The organism is Streptomyces sp. NPDC127117 (assembly GCF_042677325.1).
Taxonomy (GTDB): domain Bacteria; phylum Actinomycetota; class Actinomycetes; order Streptomycetales; family Streptomycetaceae; genus Streptomyces.
Genome location: NZ_JBHXTM010000004.1, coordinates 28,822 through 44,437, shown reverse-complemented (window position 1 = coordinate 44,437; position 15,616 = coordinate 28,822). Strand labels below are relative to the sequence as shown.

14 protein-coding genes are annotated in these 15,616 nt (G+C 69.9%); 7 read left to right on the top strand and 7 right to left on the bottom strand.

Going from position 1 to position 15,616, the window contains the following annotated elements; translation table 11 throughout:
* The first annotated feature begins 5 nt into the window (after positions 1–5).
* Positions 6–1,217 (top strand): dipeptidase, encoded by a 1,212-nt coding sequence (locus ACFVH0_RS05190; RefSeq protein WP_385818108.1) that lies wholly within the window; start codon positions 6–8, stop codon positions 1,215–1,217.
* 147 nt (positions 1,218–1,364) lie between these two features.
* On the opposite strand, the gene ACFVH0_RS05185 is transcribed toward ACFVH0_RS05190, so the two are convergent.
* Positions 1,365–1,730 (bottom strand): VOC family protein, encoded by a 366-nt coding sequence (locus ACFVH0_RS05185; protein WP_385818107.1) that lies wholly within the window; start codon positions 1,728–1,730, stop codon positions 1,365–1,367.
* 103 nt (positions 1,731–1,833) lie between these two features.
* On the opposite strand from ACFVH0_RS05185, the gene ACFVH0_RS05180 reads away from it, so the two are divergent.
* A complete protein-coding gene (locus ACFVH0_RS05180) occupies positions 1,834–2,343 on the top strand; it encodes a CGNR zinc finger domain-containing protein (RefSeq protein WP_385818106.1) in 510 nt (169 codons plus the stop codon).
* Positions 2,344–2,354: 11 nt separating this feature from the next.
* Here the strand turns inward: ACFVH0_RS05180 and ACFVH0_RS05175 are convergent, their stop codons facing one another.
* On the bottom strand, positions 2,355–3,698 hold the full coding sequence (locus ACFVH0_RS05175; RefSeq protein WP_385818105.1) for a UDP-glucose dehydrogenase family protein: 1,344 nt from the start codon (positions 3,696–3,698) through the stop codon (positions 2,355–2,357).
* A 198-nt stretch (positions 3,699–3,896) separates the two neighbouring features.
* Here ACFVH0_RS05175 and ACFVH0_RS05170 point away from each other — a divergent pair, with 198 nt between their 5' ends.
* Positions 3,897–5,054 carry an acyl-CoA dehydrogenase gene (locus tag ACFVH0_RS05170; protein ID WP_385818301.1) on the top strand — a complete coding sequence of 386 codons (1,158 nt, stop codon included), beginning with the start codon at positions 3,897–3,899 and terminating at the stop codon, positions 5,052–5,054.
* A 30-nt stretch (positions 5,055–5,084) separates the two neighbouring features.
* A complete protein-coding gene (locus ACFVH0_RS05165; protein WP_385818104.1) occupies positions 5,085–5,297 on the top strand; it encodes a DUF397 domain-containing protein in 213 nt (70 codons plus the stop codon).
* Positions 5,298–5,305: 8 nt separating this feature from the next.
* On the opposite strand, the gene ACFVH0_RS05160 is transcribed toward ACFVH0_RS05165, so the two are convergent.
* Positions 5,306–6,052 (bottom strand): SMI1/KNR4 family protein, encoded by a 747-nt coding sequence (locus tag ACFVH0_RS05160; RefSeq protein WP_385818103.1) that lies wholly within the window; start codon positions 6,050–6,052, stop codon positions 5,306–5,308.
* 94 nt (positions 6,053–6,146) lie between these two features.
* Here ACFVH0_RS05160 and ACFVH0_RS05155 point away from each other — a divergent pair, with 94 nt between their 5' ends.
* On the top strand, positions 6,147–7,157 hold the full coding sequence (locus ACFVH0_RS05155) for a DUF5954 family protein (RefSeq protein ID WP_385818102.1): 1,011 nt from the start codon (positions 6,147–6,149) through the stop codon (positions 7,155–7,157).
* A 56-nt stretch (positions 7,158–7,213) separates the two neighbouring features.
* Here the strand turns inward: ACFVH0_RS05155 and ACFVH0_RS05150 are convergent, their stop codons facing one another.
* Positions 7,214–8,509, bottom strand: coding sequence for an LCP family protein (locus ACFVH0_RS05150; RefSeq protein WP_385818101.1), 1,296 nt, complete (start codon positions 8,507–8,509; stop codon positions 7,214–7,216).
* A gap of 119 nt (positions 8,510–8,628) precedes the next feature.
* Here ACFVH0_RS05150 and ACFVH0_RS05145 point away from each other — a divergent pair, with 119 nt between their 5' ends.
* Positions 8,629–9,177: an acyl-CoA thioesterase gene (locus tag ACFVH0_RS05145; RefSeq protein ID WP_385818100.1), complete on the top strand. Its 549-nt coding sequence runs from the start codon at positions 8,629–8,631 to the stop codon at positions 9,175–9,177.
* A 120-nt stretch (positions 9,178–9,297) separates the two neighbouring features.
* Here ACFVH0_RS05145 and ACFVH0_RS05140 read toward each other — a convergent pair whose 3' ends face one another.
* Positions 9,298–10,662 carry an LCP family protein gene (locus ACFVH0_RS05140; RefSeq protein WP_385818099.1) on the bottom strand — a complete coding sequence of 455 codons (1,365 nt, stop codon included), beginning with the start codon at positions 10,660–10,662 and terminating at the stop codon, positions 9,298–9,300.
* A 267-nt stretch (positions 10,663–10,929) separates the two neighbouring features.
* Between ACFVH0_RS05140 and ACFVH0_RS05135 the strand changes: the two genes are divergently transcribed.
* Complete coding sequence (locus tag ACFVH0_RS05135; protein WP_385818098.1) at positions 10,930–11,943, top strand: glycosyltransferase family 2 protein; 1,014 nt, start codon at positions 10,930–10,932, stop codon at positions 11,941–11,943.
* A gap of 68 nt (positions 11,944–12,011) precedes the next feature.
* Here the strand turns inward: ACFVH0_RS05135 and ACFVH0_RS05130 are convergent, their stop codons facing one another.
* Together ACFVH0_RS05130 and ACFVH0_RS05125 are read right to left on the bottom strand one after the other, a co-directional pair.
* The gene (locus ACFVH0_RS05130) at positions 12,012–13,685 is read right to left on the bottom strand and encodes an LCP family protein (RefSeq protein WP_385818097.1); all 1,674 of its coding nucleotides are present in this window, start codon (positions 13,683–13,685) and stop codon (positions 12,012–12,014) included.
* A 49-nt stretch (positions 13,686–13,734) separates the two neighbouring features.
* The gene (locus ACFVH0_RS05125) at positions 13,735–15,534 is read right to left on the bottom strand and encodes an LCP family protein (RefSeq protein WP_385818096.1); all 1,800 of its coding nucleotides are present in this window, start codon (positions 15,532–15,534) and stop codon (positions 13,735–13,737) included.
* Between the last annotated feature and the right edge of the window lie 82 nt (positions 15,535–15,616).

Genomic DNA, 15,616 nt, shown 5'->3' with positions numbered 1-15,616 from the left:
CGGCCGTGGAGCAGGCACAGCAGGCGGTCCGGCTGGAGCGGGCCGGGCGGCTCCTCGCCGAGTACCCCGTCGTCGACGGCCACAACGACCTGCCGTGGGCGCTGCGCGAACAGGTCGGCTACGACCTCGACGCCCGCGACATCGCGAGGGACCAGTCCGCCCATCTGCACACCGACATCCCGCGGCTGCGCGCGGGCGGCGTCGGCGCCCAGTTCTGGTCCGTCTACGTACGGACCGACATGGCGGGCGACGAGGCCGTCAGCGCCACCCTGGAACAGATCGACGTGGTCGGCGAGCTGATCGGCCGCCACCCCGCCGACCTGCGGCGCGCGCTCACCGCCGACGACATGGAGGCGGCCCGCGCCGAGGGCCGGATCGCCTCCCTGATGGGAGCCGAGGGCGGCCACTCCATCAACAACTCGCTGGGCACCCTGCGCGCCCTGCACACCCTGGGCGTCCGCTACATGACGCTCACGCACAACGACAACATCGCCTGGGCGGACTCGGCGACCGACGCTCCCCGCATCGGCGGCCTCTCGCCGTTCGGCCACGAGGTCGTACGGGAGATGAACCGCACCGGCATGCTGGTCGACCTCTCCCACGTGGCGGCCGGCACGATGCGCGACGCGCTCGACACCTCCACGGCACCGGTGATCTTCTCGCACTCCTCGGCACGGGCGATCTGCGACCACCCGCGCAACATCCCCGACGACGTCCTCGGCAGGCTCCGGGTCAACGGCGGCATCGCCATGGCCACCTTCGTGCCGAAGTTCGTCCTGCCGGCGGCCGTCGCGTGGACGCAGGCCGCGGACGAGAACATGCGCGCGCACGGCCTGCACCACCTCGACACCACCTCGCAGGCCATGCGGGTCCACGCCGACTTCGAGGCGGCCCACCCGCGTCCGATGGCCACCGTGGCGACCATCGCCGACCACCTCGACCACATGCGCGAGGTCGCCGGTATCGACCACATCGGCATCGGCGGCGACTACGACGGAACGGCCTTCCTCCCCGACGGCCTCCAGGACGTCGCCGGCTACCCGAACCTGATCGCGGAACTCCTCGGCCGCGGCTGGTCCGACGCCGACCTCGCCAAGCTCACCTGGCGCAACGCCGTACGGGTGCTGCGCGACGCCGAGGCCGTCGCGCGCGAGCTGCGCATCCGCCGCGGCCCGTCGCACGCCACGATCGAGCAGATGGACGGCGCGACCGTCTGAGCCGTCGACGTGTGGGGGCGCCCTCCCGGGCGCCCCCCCACCTACGTGCGCCCACAAACCCGCCCCGCCCGTGGTGCCCCCCGCCGAGACAGCGCGCGCTCCGGCGCCCGCCCCCCCGGGGCCCCCCCCCCCACGTCCGTGCGCCCACTACCCGGCGCACAGACAGAACGGGTGCCCCGCCGGGTCCGCGTACACCCGGAAGCTCCGCTCCCGGTCCTCCGCCTCCAGCACCGTGGCGCCCAGCGCCAGCACTTCCTTCTCCGCCGTGTCCAGGTCCGGCACGGTCAGATCCAGATGGATCTGCTGCGACGCCTCCGCGCTCGGCCACCGCGGCGGTACGAAACCGGGCGCGGCCTGGAACGCGAGCAGTGTGCCCCCGGTCCCGGTCAGCTCCAGCCAGTCCTCCTCCTCGCCGGGCGTGATCTCGCCGCCGAGCAGCCCGGCGTAGAAGCCGGCGAGCGCGGCGGGGTCGGGGCAGTCCAGGACGACGGCACCCAGTGTGGCGACAGCCATGACAATTCCTCCTCCGGACGGACGCGTACAGCCGGTTACCCCTTGAATGACTCAACCGGTAACCGTTACTGCATGCTGCCGCATAGGAGGTAACGTCGCAACCATGAGTGAGAAGGAATCCGCGCCCGGGGCACTCGCGCTGATCGAGGCCCTGGTCAACACCCTGGACATCGAGACGGGCGCGGACGGTCTCGACGCGGCGGACGGGTGGGCCGCCTTCGGCCTCACCGAGCGGGACGTCCCCGAAGCCCGGGAACTGCGCGAGGCGCTCCGTACCGCCTGCCTCGCCCACGCCGGCCACCGCCCGCCGGGCGACGCCGCACCCCTGCTCGACCGGCTGCTCGCCGGGGCGCCGCTGCGCGTCACCGTGGACGCGGCGGGCGCCGCCGCACTGCGCCCCGCCACCGAACCGGCCGGGCTGACCGCGCGCGTAGCCGCGGCCATCGCGGGCGCCGCGGCCGACGGCACCTGGGCCCGGCTCAAGGCGTGCGAGGCGGAGGGCTGCCGCTGGGTGTACTACGACCGCAGTCCGGCGGGGCGGCGGCGCTGGTGCTCCATGTCGGTGTGCGGCGCCCGCGCCAAGATGCGCACCTACCGCGCGAAGCGCGGCTGAGGAGCCACGGCTCAGGCCGTCGGGCGTCCCATCGCCCGGTAGGTCCAGCCGGCCTCGCGCCACAGCTCGCTGTCCAGCGCGTTGCGGCCGTCCAGGATGATCCGGCGCGACGCGACCTCGCCGAGCGCCGCCGGGTCCAGCTCGCGGAACTCCCGCCACTCCGTCAGGTGCAGCACCACATCGGCGCCGCGCACCGCGTCCAGCGCCGTATCCGCGTAGCCGAGGGTCGGGAAGAGCCGCCGGGCGTTGTCCATGCCCTTCGGGTCGAAGACCGTGACCTGGCCGCCCTGCAGATGGATCTGCCCGGCCACGTTCAGCGCCGGGGAGTCCCGTACGTCGTCCGAGTCCGGCTTGAAGGTCGCACCCAGCACCGCCACCCGCTTGCCGAGGAACGAATCGCCGCCCACGGCCTCCCGGGCCAGCTCCACCATGTGGCCCCGGCGCCGCATGTTGATCGAGTCGACCTCACGGAGGAAGGTCAGCGCCTGGTCCGCGCCCAGCTCACCGGCGCGCGCCATGAAGGCCCGGATGTCCTTCGGCAGACAGCCGCCACCGAAGCCGATCCCGGCCCGCAGGAACTTCGAGCCGATCCGCTCGTCGTGCCCGATCGCCTCGGCCAGCTTCTTCACATCGCCGTCGGCGGCCTCGCAGACCTCCGCCATCGCGTTGATGAACGAGATCTTCGTGGCCAGGAAGGAATTGGCCGCGGTCTTCACCAGCTCGGCGGTCGGGAAGTCCGTCACCACGAACGGCGACCCCTCGGCGACCGGCGTCGCGTACACCTCGCGCAGCAGCTTCTCGGCCCGCTCGCTCGCCACACCGACGACGATCCGGTCCGGGTGCAGGGTGTCGTTCACGGCGAAGCCCTCGCGCAGGAACTCCGGGTTCCAGGCCAGCTCCGCCTCGGCGCCTGCCGGTGCCAGCTCCGCCAGCCGCGCCGCGAGCCGGGTCGCCGAGCCCACCGGGACGGTGGACTTCCCGACGACCAGGGCGGGCCGGGTCAGGTGCGGTGCCAGCCACTCGAACGCGTTGTCCACGTAGCTCATGTCGCAGGCGTACTCGCCGTGCTTCTGCGGAGTGTTCACACAGACGAAGTGCACATCGCCGAAGGCGGCCACCTCCTCCCAGGAGGTGGTGAACCGCAGCCGTCCGCTGGATCCCGCTATGCCCTCGACGTGCTTGCTCAGCAGCTCCTCCAGCCCCGGCTCGTACATCGGGACCTTGCCGGCGCCGAGCATCTCGATCTTCTCGGGGACGACATCGAGGCCGAGCACTTCGAAGCCCAGTTCCGCCATGGCCGCGGCGTGGGTGGCGCCGAGGTAGCCGGTGCCGATCACAGTGATCCTGAGGGCCATGAAACGCTCCTGTGAGATGCGGACGGACGTGCGGTGAACGAGCATAGTCGTGCTCCCGAAGGCCCGGATTCCGGCCGTCCGCACAGCTTCGCCCACCCCTGTCGTGAAGCTCACGCGGGCATTGCATAGGCCATTGTGGAAGCAGCGCTCTAAAATTGGGTTACTTAACGGTAGTTAGCGTCTTGGGGAGTGAGCGTCTTGGCGGGTTCGACCGATTTCGACCTGTACCGTCCGGCCGAGGAGCACGAGATGCTCCGGGAGACGGTGCGTGCGCTCGCCGAGGCGAAGATCGCCCCGTACGCGGCGGCGGTCGACGAGGAGGCGCGCTTCCCGCAGGAGGCGCTGGACGCCCTGACCGCGGCGGACCTGCACGCGGTGCACGTACCCGAGGAGTACGGCGGCGCGGGCGCCGACGCACTGGCCACGGTCATCGTGATCGAGGAGGTGGCCCGGGTCTGCGCCTCGTCCTCCCTCATCCCGGCCGTGAACAAGCTGGGCTCCCTCCCGGTGATCCTCTCCGGCTCCGAGGACCTGAAGAAGAAGTACCTGGGCCCGCTGGCCAAGGGCGACGGCATGTTCTCGTACTGCCTCTCCGAGCCCGACGCGGGTTCCGACGCGGCCGGCATGAAGACCAAGGCCGTCCGCGACGGCGACTTCTGGGTGCTCAACGGCGTGAAGCGCTGGATCACCAACGCGGGCGTCTCCGAGTTCTACACGGTCATGGCCGTCACCGACCCCACCAAGCGCTCCAAGGGCATCTCGGCCTTCGTCGTCGAGAAGTCGGACGAGGGCGTCTCCTTCGGCGCCCCGGAGAAGAAGCTCGGCATCAAGGGCTCGCCGACCCGCGAGGTCTACTTCGACAACGTCCGCATCCCCGCCGACCGCATGATCGGCGAGGAGGGCACCGGCTTCGCCACCGCGATGAAGACCCTGGACCACACCCGCATCACCATCGCGGCCCAGGCCCTCGGCATCGCTCAGGGCGCCCTCGACTACGCCAAGGGCTACGTCCAGGAGCGCAAGCAGTTCGGCAAGCCGATCGCCGACTTCCAGGGCATCCAGTTCATGCTCGCCGACATGGCCATGAAGCTGGAGGCGGCCCGCCAGCTCACCTACTCCGCCGCCGCCAAGTCCGAACGCCTCGACGGCGACCTCACCTTCTTCGGCGCCGCGGCCAAGTGCTTCGCCTCCGACGTGGCGATGGAGATCACCACGGACGCGGTCCAGCTGCTCGGCGGCTACGGCTACACGCGGGACTACCCGGTGGAGCGGATGATGCGCGACGCGAAGATCACGCAGATTTATGAAGGCACGAACCAGGTCCAGCGCATCGTGATGGCACGGAACCTGCCGTAGCGGTCATCGCTCCACACGTCCGGCCCCCCGATGCGCGCATCGGGGGGCCGGACGTGTGGATGCGGCGGGGAGAGCGAGGTCGGCTCACTCCCCGGTGAAGACATCCTCGATGGTGGTGGCGGCGCGGTCGCGTCCACTCCGGGTGCGGTGCTCGTGCGCGACTCCAAGAACGCGCAGGGGGCCCGGCTCGCTTTCGCCTCGGATGTCTGGGCGGGCTCCGTCTCCTACGCCGCCGAGCGCTGACCCGGCCGTCAGTCCACCTCGTCGTCCTCGTCCTCCCCGTCGAAGCGGTCGAAGGCCGCCTCCGTGCGGGCGCGGAACATCGCGGTCCCCCGATCGTCGCGGAGGATGATCTCGTCGTGCGCGTACCAGCGTGAGCCCGACTGCTGGCTGATCGGGTACTCCGGGAGCGGCAGGCGCCGGAAGGCGGCGGCGATGTCCTCGGGCAGGTCGGTGTCGTCGGGGGTCACCCATCCCATCAGGTCCTCATCGGCGCACAGAGCCTCGGACAGGACGATCTCGACGAACGCGACGCTGACCCGGCCCAGCCACGCGGCCCAGTCGTCGGCGGTGGGCCGGACGAGGTCGGCGCGCAGGACGACCGGCGGGTCGTCCTGGTCGAGGTCCGTGACGCGTATGCCCCAGTAGGCGCAGGACTGGTTCTCGACGCGGAAGACCAGCACGCCTCGGTCCGCATCGAGGTAGAGGTCCTTCGGGGCCAGCAGGGAATCCTGATTGTCCGTCAAATCATGGCGGCACCCGAGCAGTTGGTAGGCGTCACGCAGTGCCGCAGGCAGGGGCAGGCCGAGCCGGGCCTGCGCCGCGTCGAGATCGGCGGGGGAGTAGCCGTCGGCCCCGGTGAGGGGGCTTCGGCTCCAGTCGCGGGCGAAGGCGCGGATGAAACGCCATGCCGCCTGTCCGTCGGGCTGCTCGCCGGTGGCCGCGGTGAGCGCTTCGAGATCGAGCATGAGGTTCGGGGACGACGGCTCCTGGATCATGCGTGCGACTGTAGACGCCGCCACTGACAAGGTTCCGCGCCCGCCTTCCCGCATTTCCCCCATCCTCCGGCCGAGGTCTCGGCACACTGGGTGCATGAGCGATCACCCTCAGGCGCCACCGGATCACCTCGTCATCAATGTGCAGCGCCGGGACGACCCCGTGTCCCTGGTCACCGAGGCGGACGCGTTCGCCGCGTCCCGGACGTACGGCAACATCGTGGTCCGGGGGCCGCTCTTCGGTGTCGCCGAGCAACGCCGGGGCGAGCGGCCGCGATGGCGGCTGCTGACCGACATGGGCACCGGCTATCCGCAGGATGCCCGCGATGCGCTGAACTCCCATCTCTGGTTCAAGGCCAAGGACGAGACGGACGACCCCAAGGAGCGGCGCGCCCTGCTGGACGCGGTGGCCCGGCTGGAGACCGAGCCGCTGAACGAACTGACCGTCGGCGACACGCGCTACCGCATCGTGCGCGCCGACGAGTTCGCCCGGACCGGCGAGGGGCGCCTGGAGCCGCCCAGGCCCACGGACGTCGACACGGAGGGCTGGGACACGTCGGTGCACACGCCCTCCACCACCAAGGGCTTCGTCGTCGACCACGCGGCGGCGGTGGGGCTGACGGAGGGCCTGGAGCGGATGGGCCTGGTGCCGGTCTCGTACACCTCGGAGCGCTTCCCGCCCGATGTACTGGCGGATTCGCAACGGGCGTTGCGGACCCATCCCGGCCTGGTACTGCTGCCGGTCGTCTTCCGGGTGATGGAGCGCAAGGAGAAGTCCTGGTCGATGGTGTCGAGTCAGCACCCCACCCCGCAGGACGCGCGGCGTTCACTGGTGCACTACCTGAAGACTTTCCTGCCGATGACCGAGGAGATCGACGAGCAGGAGGCCGCCGTGTACGCGCGGGCGGCGGAGGCGTTCACGCGGCGGCTGCGACCCAACGAGCTGGACGTACGCGGGCGTTGCTTCGAGATCGCCCGGATCGAACGGATGATGCGCATCGGTCCCGCCGGCCCGGAGGGCCCGCGACGCTCGGACATCGACGACCAGGAACCCATGAAGATCCATCCCACGATGGACGAGTGGGGCAACGTCGAACGCAACGGATGAACGAACGGCAACAGGGCCCGGACGGATCGCCGTCCGGGCCCTGTCTGCGGTTGTCGTCAGTTCTCGGTGACGGTGACCTTCTCGTCGTTCTTCAGCTGCTCCACCAGCTGCTTCACCTTGGCCTTGTCCCAGACCACGTTGCCGTTCCTGAAGCCCGACATCGGCATGTTCATCGACTTGCCGTCGCCGCCCGTGACGTCCTTCATGGCGAAGAACATCTGGCTCAGGGACCAGAGCGACATGTCCTTGTCCACGACCAGGGTGTCCAGGCCCGCCCCCATCGTCGGGTACAGCTTGAACGGGTTGAGGATCGTGGACGGCGTCGCCGTCTGGCTCGCCAGCGCCGCGAGGAACTTCTGCTGGTTCTTCGTACGGGCCAGGTCCGCCTGGGCGAAGGCGTAGCGGGTGCGGACGAAGGCGAGGGACTGCTCGCCGTTCAGCGTCTGCTTGCCCGCCTGGAAGTCGGCGCCGGACTTCTTGTCCTTGAAGGCCTTGGGGATGTCCAGCTCCACGCCGCCGATCGCGTCCACGATCTTGGCGAAGCCGCCGAAGCCGATCTCGCAGTAGTGGTCGATCCGCAGCCCGGTGTTGAACTCGACGGTGCGGACCAGGAGTTCGGGGCCGTCCATGGCGTAGGCGGCGTTCAGCTTGGTGAAGCGACCGCGGCCCGGGTAGAGCTTGCCGGAGTCGGAGCCCTTGAACGAGGGGATCTCGACGTCGGAGTCACGGGGCAGGGAGATCAGCGTCGGCCCGTTGGACCCGTCGTGCAGGATCATCATCGAGTCGGTCCGCTTGCCCTCGGCGGAGCCCGTGTGGAGCTTCTTCTTGTCCTCGGCCGTCATGCCCTCACGGCTGTCGGACCCGACGATCAGGTAGTTGGTGCCGTCGCCGCCCTCCGGCCGCTCGATGACCTTGGAGAGGTCCACCTCGCGCTTGAGCTTGGAGTCGGCCCAGAAGTACGTGCCTATGGAGACCCCGAGGACCACGACCACCAGGGACAGTGCGCCTATCTTGATCCGGCGGCGCCAGTCGGGCGCCGGGCGCCCCTGTGTGTGGCCACCGTCACCCGGGCCGCCGCCGTGGCCGTTGCCCCGGCCGCCGGCGTTGCCGCCGCCGTAGACCTGGCCCGTGTTGTACCCGCTGTCGTACTGCGGGCCACCGTTGTCGTAGCCGCCCGGCTGCTGGGGGATCGGCCGCTGCCTCGGCGGCGCGGGGCGCTGCTGCTGCGGGGCGGGGCGCCGCTGGACGTGCGGCATCGAGCGGGCGCTCTCCGGTTGCTCACCGGCGCTGCCCTGCCCGTAGCGGTTGCCGCGGCGGTTGTCGTCGGACCATCCCTCGGGCCAATCGTTCATGCGAACCAGTGTGCAGGCCAGGGGTACCGCTATTACAGGGGGTGCGGGAAATCGGGTCAGGGCTGTTGCGAAGCTGATGCATTGCCGCCGGGCGGAAGCCCCCGCATAAGGTGGACGGTATGACAGATCAGGCCCCGCGCCCGGAGGGCGATATTCCGGGCAAGCCGACCGCCGCCTCCCGGACCACCCTCAGCCACATCATGACCGGCAACGACACCAATCTGCTGGGCACCGTGCACGGTGGCGTGATCATGAAGCTGGTCGACGACGCGGCGGGCGCCGTGGCCGGTCGGCACTCCGGCGGCCCCGCCGTGACGGCCTCGATGGACGAGATGGTCTTTCTGGAGCCGGTCCGCGTGGGTGATCTCGTTCACGTCCGCGCCCAGGTGAACTGGACCGGCCGCTCCTCGATGGAGGTCGGCGTCCGGGTCATGGCCGAGCGATGGAACGAATCCACCCCCGCCCAGCAGGTCGGCAGCGCCTATCTGGTGTTCGCCGCGGTCGACGCGGACGGCAAGCCGCGCCCCGTACCGCACGTGATCCCGGAGACGGAGCGCGACAAGCGGCGCTACCAGGAGGCGCAGATCCGGCGCACCCACCGCCTCGCCCGCCGCCGCGCGATCAAGGAACTGCGCGAGAAGCGGGCGGCCGAGGGCATCGAGGACTGAGCCCCCGGGGGCCGAGTCCCTGAGGAGCGGGCCCCCGAAGCCCGATTCCCCGAGGACCGGGCCCCGACCGGCCCCGCCCGAGGGCCGAGTCCCCGACCGGCCCCGCCCCGGGGGCCGGGGTCACGGGCAGGCCACCTGGTCGCCCGTGACCGTGTCGAAGCGGCCGTCGTCCGTCTCCTCGGCCCGTACCTGCCGCACCGCCTCGAAGTCCGCGCCCGCCGTCACCCGCATCGTGGCCCCCTGTCCCGGTACCGCCCGCAGCTCGGCCCCGGGCAGCGCCGCCGCCAGTGACTTCGCGGACCGGTCCCAGCGCGGGTCGTAGCTGATCAGGGTGTGTTCGACGCTGCGCGGTTCCCCGTTGAGCGGGGCGCGCGTGGTGTCGAAGCCGGTGGCGCGCAGCGCGGCGTCGACCGTCCTGCCGAGCCCGGTCTTCGGCGTTCCGTTGTAGACCTGGACCCGGACCTGCCGGGGATCGACGTCGACCGTCTCCGCCTTCGGCCGCCCGGCCCGCGCGGGGGCGAGCGGTCTGTCCTCGCGCAGCGCCCGGAAGAGCTTCTCCGACTTGGCCTCGTCCCACTTGACCGTCGAGCCGATGCCGTTGACCGGGTAGGAGACGTTCCCCATCGGCACGGAGGCGAACTCGGAGGAGGCCGGGGAGAATCCGCGCATCGCCTGGCCGAGCTCCAGCATCTGCTCCGTACCGAACCCCTTGTCGGCCCGCACCGAGCTGAGCATCGTCGAGGCGACGTCCCGGAACTTCACCGGGTTGAGCAGCACACCGCTGCTGGTCGCCCGCTCGATCAGCGAAGCCAGGAACTTCTGCTGGCGCTGCATCCGGCCCAGGTCGGCGGCCCCGTCGATGTGCCGGGAGCGTACGTACTGAAGGGCCTGCCCGCCGTTCAGCTCATGGGTGCCCGGGGCCAGGTCGAGACCGGTGTACGAGTCCTTCAGCGGCCGGGTCGTGCAGATCTTCACACCGCCCAAGCTGTCGACGGTCTTCATGAAGCTGGTGAAGTCGACCTCCAGATAGTGGTCGATCTTGACGCCCGTCATGTGCTCGACGGTCCGCACGGTCAGATTGGGCCCGCCCTCGGCATAGGCGGCGTTCAGCTTCACCGGATGCGCCGAGTGCTGCTCACCGGTGGTCCGGTCCCGGTGCTCGGGAATCTCGGCGTAGCTGTCACGGGGCAGCGAGACGACGCTCGCGCGCTTCCGGTCCGCCGACAGGTGCACCAGCATGATCGTGTCGGTGCAGTGGCAGGGAGTACCGCCCAGCCGGTACTCCTGCTTCTCCTCCTGGCTGATCCGGTCGCGGCCGTCGGTACCCACCAGCAGCAGGTTCATGCCGTTGCCGCCGCGCGGCCGGTTCTTCATGTCCTTGAACGGGTCGATCCGGTCGATCCCGTTCTCCAGATTGGTCACCACCGCGTGGCCGACCCCGCCGGCCCCCAGCACCAGCACGGACAGGCCGGTCACCATCCGCATGCCCCAGCGTGGTCGCTCGTCCTGCTTTCTGGACCTGGGCCGGGGCGGAACCGTACGGGAACGCGACGGACTGGGGGAGCGGTGCGGTGTGGGCACGGGGGAGACCTCCGCGGTGCGAGGGGACCGTTCGCACAGTAGGTCCATATGATCAATGGCCCGGGGTGTGACCCGGCGGGGCGCGCCCGTATCCCCCATTCGCGGTAACGTGGCGGCCGAACAACACCGCTCGGTGGGGTGCGAAACCCCAGGCGCCGCCCGAGGACCACCATGTCTGCCGCGCAGCACCCCGCCGTCTCCGTGATCATGCCGGTGCTCGATGAGGAACGCCATCTCAGGAACTCCGTCCGGCACATCCTGGAGCAGGAGTACGCAGGTGAGATGGAGGTGGTCATCGCGCTGGGCCCCTCCACGGACCGCACCGACGAGATCGCCGCGGAGCTGGTGCGCGAGGACCCCCGGGTCCACACCGTTCCCAATCCGACCGTCCGCACCCCGGCCGCCCTCAACGCCGCGATCAAGGCCTCCCGTCACCCGATAGTGGTGCGGGTCGACGGCCACGGGATGCTCTCGCCGAACTACATCGCGACCGCCGTCCGCCTCCTGGAGGAGACCGGCGCGCAGAACGTCGGCGGCATCATGCACGCCGAGGGCGAGAACGCCTGGGAGGACGCCGTCGCCGCGGCCATGACGTCGAAGATCGGCGTCGGCAACGCGGCCTTCCACACCGGCGGCCAGGCAGGCCCGGCGGAGACCGTCTACCTCGGCGTCTTCCGCCGCGAGGCGCTGGAGAAGGCGGACGGCTACAACGTGGAGTTCATCCGTGCCCAGGACTGGGAACTGAACTTCCGCATCCGTGAGGCCGGCGGCCTGATCTGGTTCTCGCCCGAGCTGAAGGTGCAGTACCGGCCGCGCCCCTCCGTGCGGGCGCTGGCCAAGCAGTACAAGGACTACGGCCGCTGGCGCCACGTCGTCGCCCGTTACCACTCCGGCTCGATCAACCTGCGCTACCTGGCGCCGCCCACCGCCGTCTGCGCGATCGCGGCGGGCATCGTGGCCGGCGCCGCCGTCACCCCGTGGGCGTTCGTCGTCCCCGCCGGGTATGTCGCGGCGATCGTCGCCGGGTCCGTACCGGCGGGCAAGGGCCTGTCGCTGAAGGCGCGGGCACAGATCCCGGTGGCCCTCGCGACCATGCACATGTCGTGGGGGTACGGCTTCCTGACCAGCCCCCGCTCGCTCGCGAAGAGGGTCATCGCCAGCCGCCGGCCGGCCGTCACCGTCTGACAGCCCAGGACACCGCGGGGGCCTTCCGATGTGCCGGAAGGCCCCCGCGGTGCGTTGTGCGCGGCGCGCTACCAGCCGAAGCCGGGCTGGATGTCCATGCAGGCCGCCTCGTCGTCGCCGTTGAGCGCCCGTGCGCTGTCCGGGGTCTTCTCCTCGGCGGCGGGCGCGTGGTACTCCTCGTCCTTGCGCCAGTCCGCCCCCACGGTCAGCGTGATGCCGGAGACATCGGTCGACCTCTTCACCGCGGTCAGCGGAATGCCGAGCGCCTTGGCGACCGCCTGGGCGTTGCCCTCCATGTCGACGGTGGGGAAGAGAATGCCGGTGCGTGCCGCCGGTTCGGTGTTCTGCGCGTCGATCGTGGTCTGTGTGAAGTCCTTCTCGGTCAGCAGGTCCTTGACCGCCGTCGCCCGGCCCTTGACCGCGTAGTCCGTCGCGGTACCCGTTCCGTTGCGGACGGTCACCGGGATCTCGGCGGGAGGCGCGGTGGGCTTCTTGGCGGCGGGTGCCTTGCGCTTGGACGCCTTGCCGTCGAGCGGGACGTCGTCGCGGACCATCTGGAAGAGCTGTTCGGCCTCGCCGGGCTTGGGCAGCACCCGCTCCTTGAGCGCGCCCGTGCCGTAGACGTTCGGCATCGTCGTCATGGTGATGCGATCGGTCGGCACCTTCTGGAGGTCGTTCGCGAGGTCGTACAGCTTCTTGACCGAGTCGATGCCGTGCTCGCCCTTGTCGACCGTCAGCGCGTCGGTCGCCGCTTCGGCCAGGTCCATCAGCTTGCCCGGGTCGGTGAGCTTGGTGCCCTTGCGCAGCTCACGGACCATCGAGTTCATGTACATGTGCTGGGCGTGGGTACGGCCGAGGTCGGTGCCGTCCTCGAAGCCGTAGCGGGTACGCAGCCACTGGAGGGCCTGCTTGCCCTTGATCTTCGTGGTGCCCTTCTTCAGCTTCAGCCCGGAGCCCTTGCCCTTGCTGGTGTGCGAGTAGACATTGCTCTTGACGCAGACCGGGACGCCGCCGATCGCGTCGGCCATCGAGATCACACCGGAGAAGTCGATCATCATGAAGTGGTCGATGGTGATGCCGGTGAGCTCGTACCAGGTGGCCACCGTGCAACCGGGACCGCCGCGCTCGAGCGTCTCGTTGGTGATCTCCAGACCGGTGCTCGCGGGGTAGACGTGCTTCGTCTCCGGGTTGGTGCACTTCGGGACCTTCAGCATGGTGTCGCGCGGCATGCTGATCACCGACATGTTGCTGCGGTCGGCGGAGACATGGAGCAGCATCTGTACGTCGGCCAGGGGCGGCGCCCCGAAGGTTTCCTTCGCCCCGCCGAGCTTCTGGTTCTCCTCGGTGTCCCGCGCGTCCGAGCCGATGAGCAGGATGTTCATCGGGGTCTGCCCGGCGGCATTGGCCTTGTGGTCGGCCATCTTCTTGTCGCCGAGGGTCAGATCGGCCTTCTTGATATTGCCGTTGAGGTGCTCGATGTAGAGGTAACCGGCGCCCGCGCCGCCGATTATGAGCAGCGCGAGAACCGACGCGCTCCAGCGGAGCACCCGGCGTTTGCCCTTCTTCGCGCGCCGTTTCGGGCCACCGCGCCGGTGCCCTCCCTCCGCGGCGGCGGCCCGGTCCTCACCGGAGCCCTTGTCCTGCTCCGGTTCCTCCTCGTAGAGACCGTCGTCCCAGCCGAGTTGACCGGCCTGCCGGACGCGTGGCCGCGTCCCCTCCCCGGACGTACCGCTCCGTGCCACCAGGACCCCCCTGCTGTTCAGACTCGTGGTTCTGCGCAGTGACCCGGTGTCACTTGGCGCACTCTGCCTTGTCGGCGTTCGCTTGCTGAATGTCGTCCGGCACCTTCGCCGGTCCGGTGATGGGAGTGCCCGCGCCCTTGAAGTCGTCCCCCAGCGTCAGCACCATCGCCTGGAGACCCTCGGCGTCCGTGGTGCCCTTCTTCATGGCGGAGCCGGGCAGGCCCATCATGGCGGCCAGGGCGCGGGCCTGGTCCGCCTGGTTCGGCGCGTACTCCAGCGTCGTCTTCGCGACCTTCGCCGGGGCGTTCGCCTTGTTCGTGGACTTGAGCACGCCCTGCTCGTTCTGCAGCCAGACCACCGTCGCCTGCGCGGCGCCGGGGACCTTGCCGCCGTTGTACACATCGACGCGTACGTCGGCGGCGGCCGCCTTGGAGCCCTTGAGGAGCGCGTCCTGCTTGCTCTTCGCGGCCTTCTTCTTCGACTTCACCTCGGTCAGCGAGGTGTCGTCGCGCATCATCGCGAACAGCGCGTCCGCCTTGGGCGGGTTCAGCACGACGGTGACCGGTGTCTTCTCGGCCGGGTTGTCGAGCACCGGCACCGTGGTGAACGTGATGTTCTTCGTGTTGACCTTGCTGAGCTCCTGGGCCAGCGAGGCCAGCTTCGTCCCGGTGCCGATGCCGGTGTCGACGGTGAGCGCCTTGGTCGCCGCGTCCGCCAGCTTGTAGAGCTTGGTCGGGCTGGTCAGTGTGTCGTCCGACTGCATCTGCCGGATCATCGAGGCGATGAACTGCTGCTGGACCTTGATCCGGTCCAGGTCGCCGTGGTTGCCGAAGCTGTGCCGGGTCCGTACGAACGCCAGGGCGTCCTCGCCCTGGATGCGGTGCTCGCCCGCCGGCAGGTTCAGGTGCGAGTCCGGGTCCTTGACCGGCTTGGCCAGGCAGATCTCGACGCCGCCGACCGCGGTGGACAGCTCCTTCACCGCGTTGAAGTCGACCATCATGAAGTGGTCGACCTTTATGCCGGTGATCTCCCTGACCGTCTCCATGGTGCAGCCCGCGTTACGGCCCTCCTGGCCGAGGCTCTGGTTGAAGCGGACGTTCTCGGTGCCGGGAACGAGCTTCTCCGAACCGTCCGGCTGCTTGACCTTGCAGTCCGGGATGTCGGTGATCAGGTCGCGGGGGATGCTCAGCGCCGTCGCGTTGGTGCGGTCCTCGGAGACGTGGAAGAGGATGTTGGTGTCGGCGTGGCCCACACTGCCCTTGTCGCCGTAGCCCTCGTTGCCCTTGCCGGTGCGCTTGTCGGTACCGATGATCAGGATGTTGACCGGGGCGTCGTTGTCGAAGACGTTCTTGTTGCCGGCCCCGCCCACGTCGACCGTGTTCAGGTTGCCGTTGAAGTGCTGGTACAGCGCGTACCCGCCCACCGACAGGCCGACGAGCACGAAGGCCATCGTGCCGCCCGTCCACAGCAGTGCCTTCTTGCGGCGGGCCTTGGGGGCCTTGCGGCTGCGGCGCCCCGCCGGGCCGGAACTCTCCTGGCCGCGCGGGCCGTTGGCCGAACGGCGGCTGCGCTGCCCCGGCACCTCGCGCTTCGGACCCGGGTCCTGGCCGTCGTGGGCCGGATTCCGGCGCTCGCCCCTGCCTTCACGGGAGGCGCTTCCGCGCCCGCCGGCACTGTCCCGGGCAGGCCCTCTGCTATTGGGGACACGCGCGCCGGAAGTACGGGAAGTCTCTCCCGAATCCCCTCCGGAATGATTCAGTCGCAGTTCGTAATCGCCGGTTTGCGGGTTGAGTACCCACTGGTCTGCGGGGTCGATTCCGTCCGCCCGCCCACGGCTTTGCGCATCCACGGTTGCTTGTGTCCTCCGTCGGTGCCACGCGAGGCGCCTCCCCCGATCAGGCGCTCGATCTTTCGCTCCAGAAGTGCGCGGC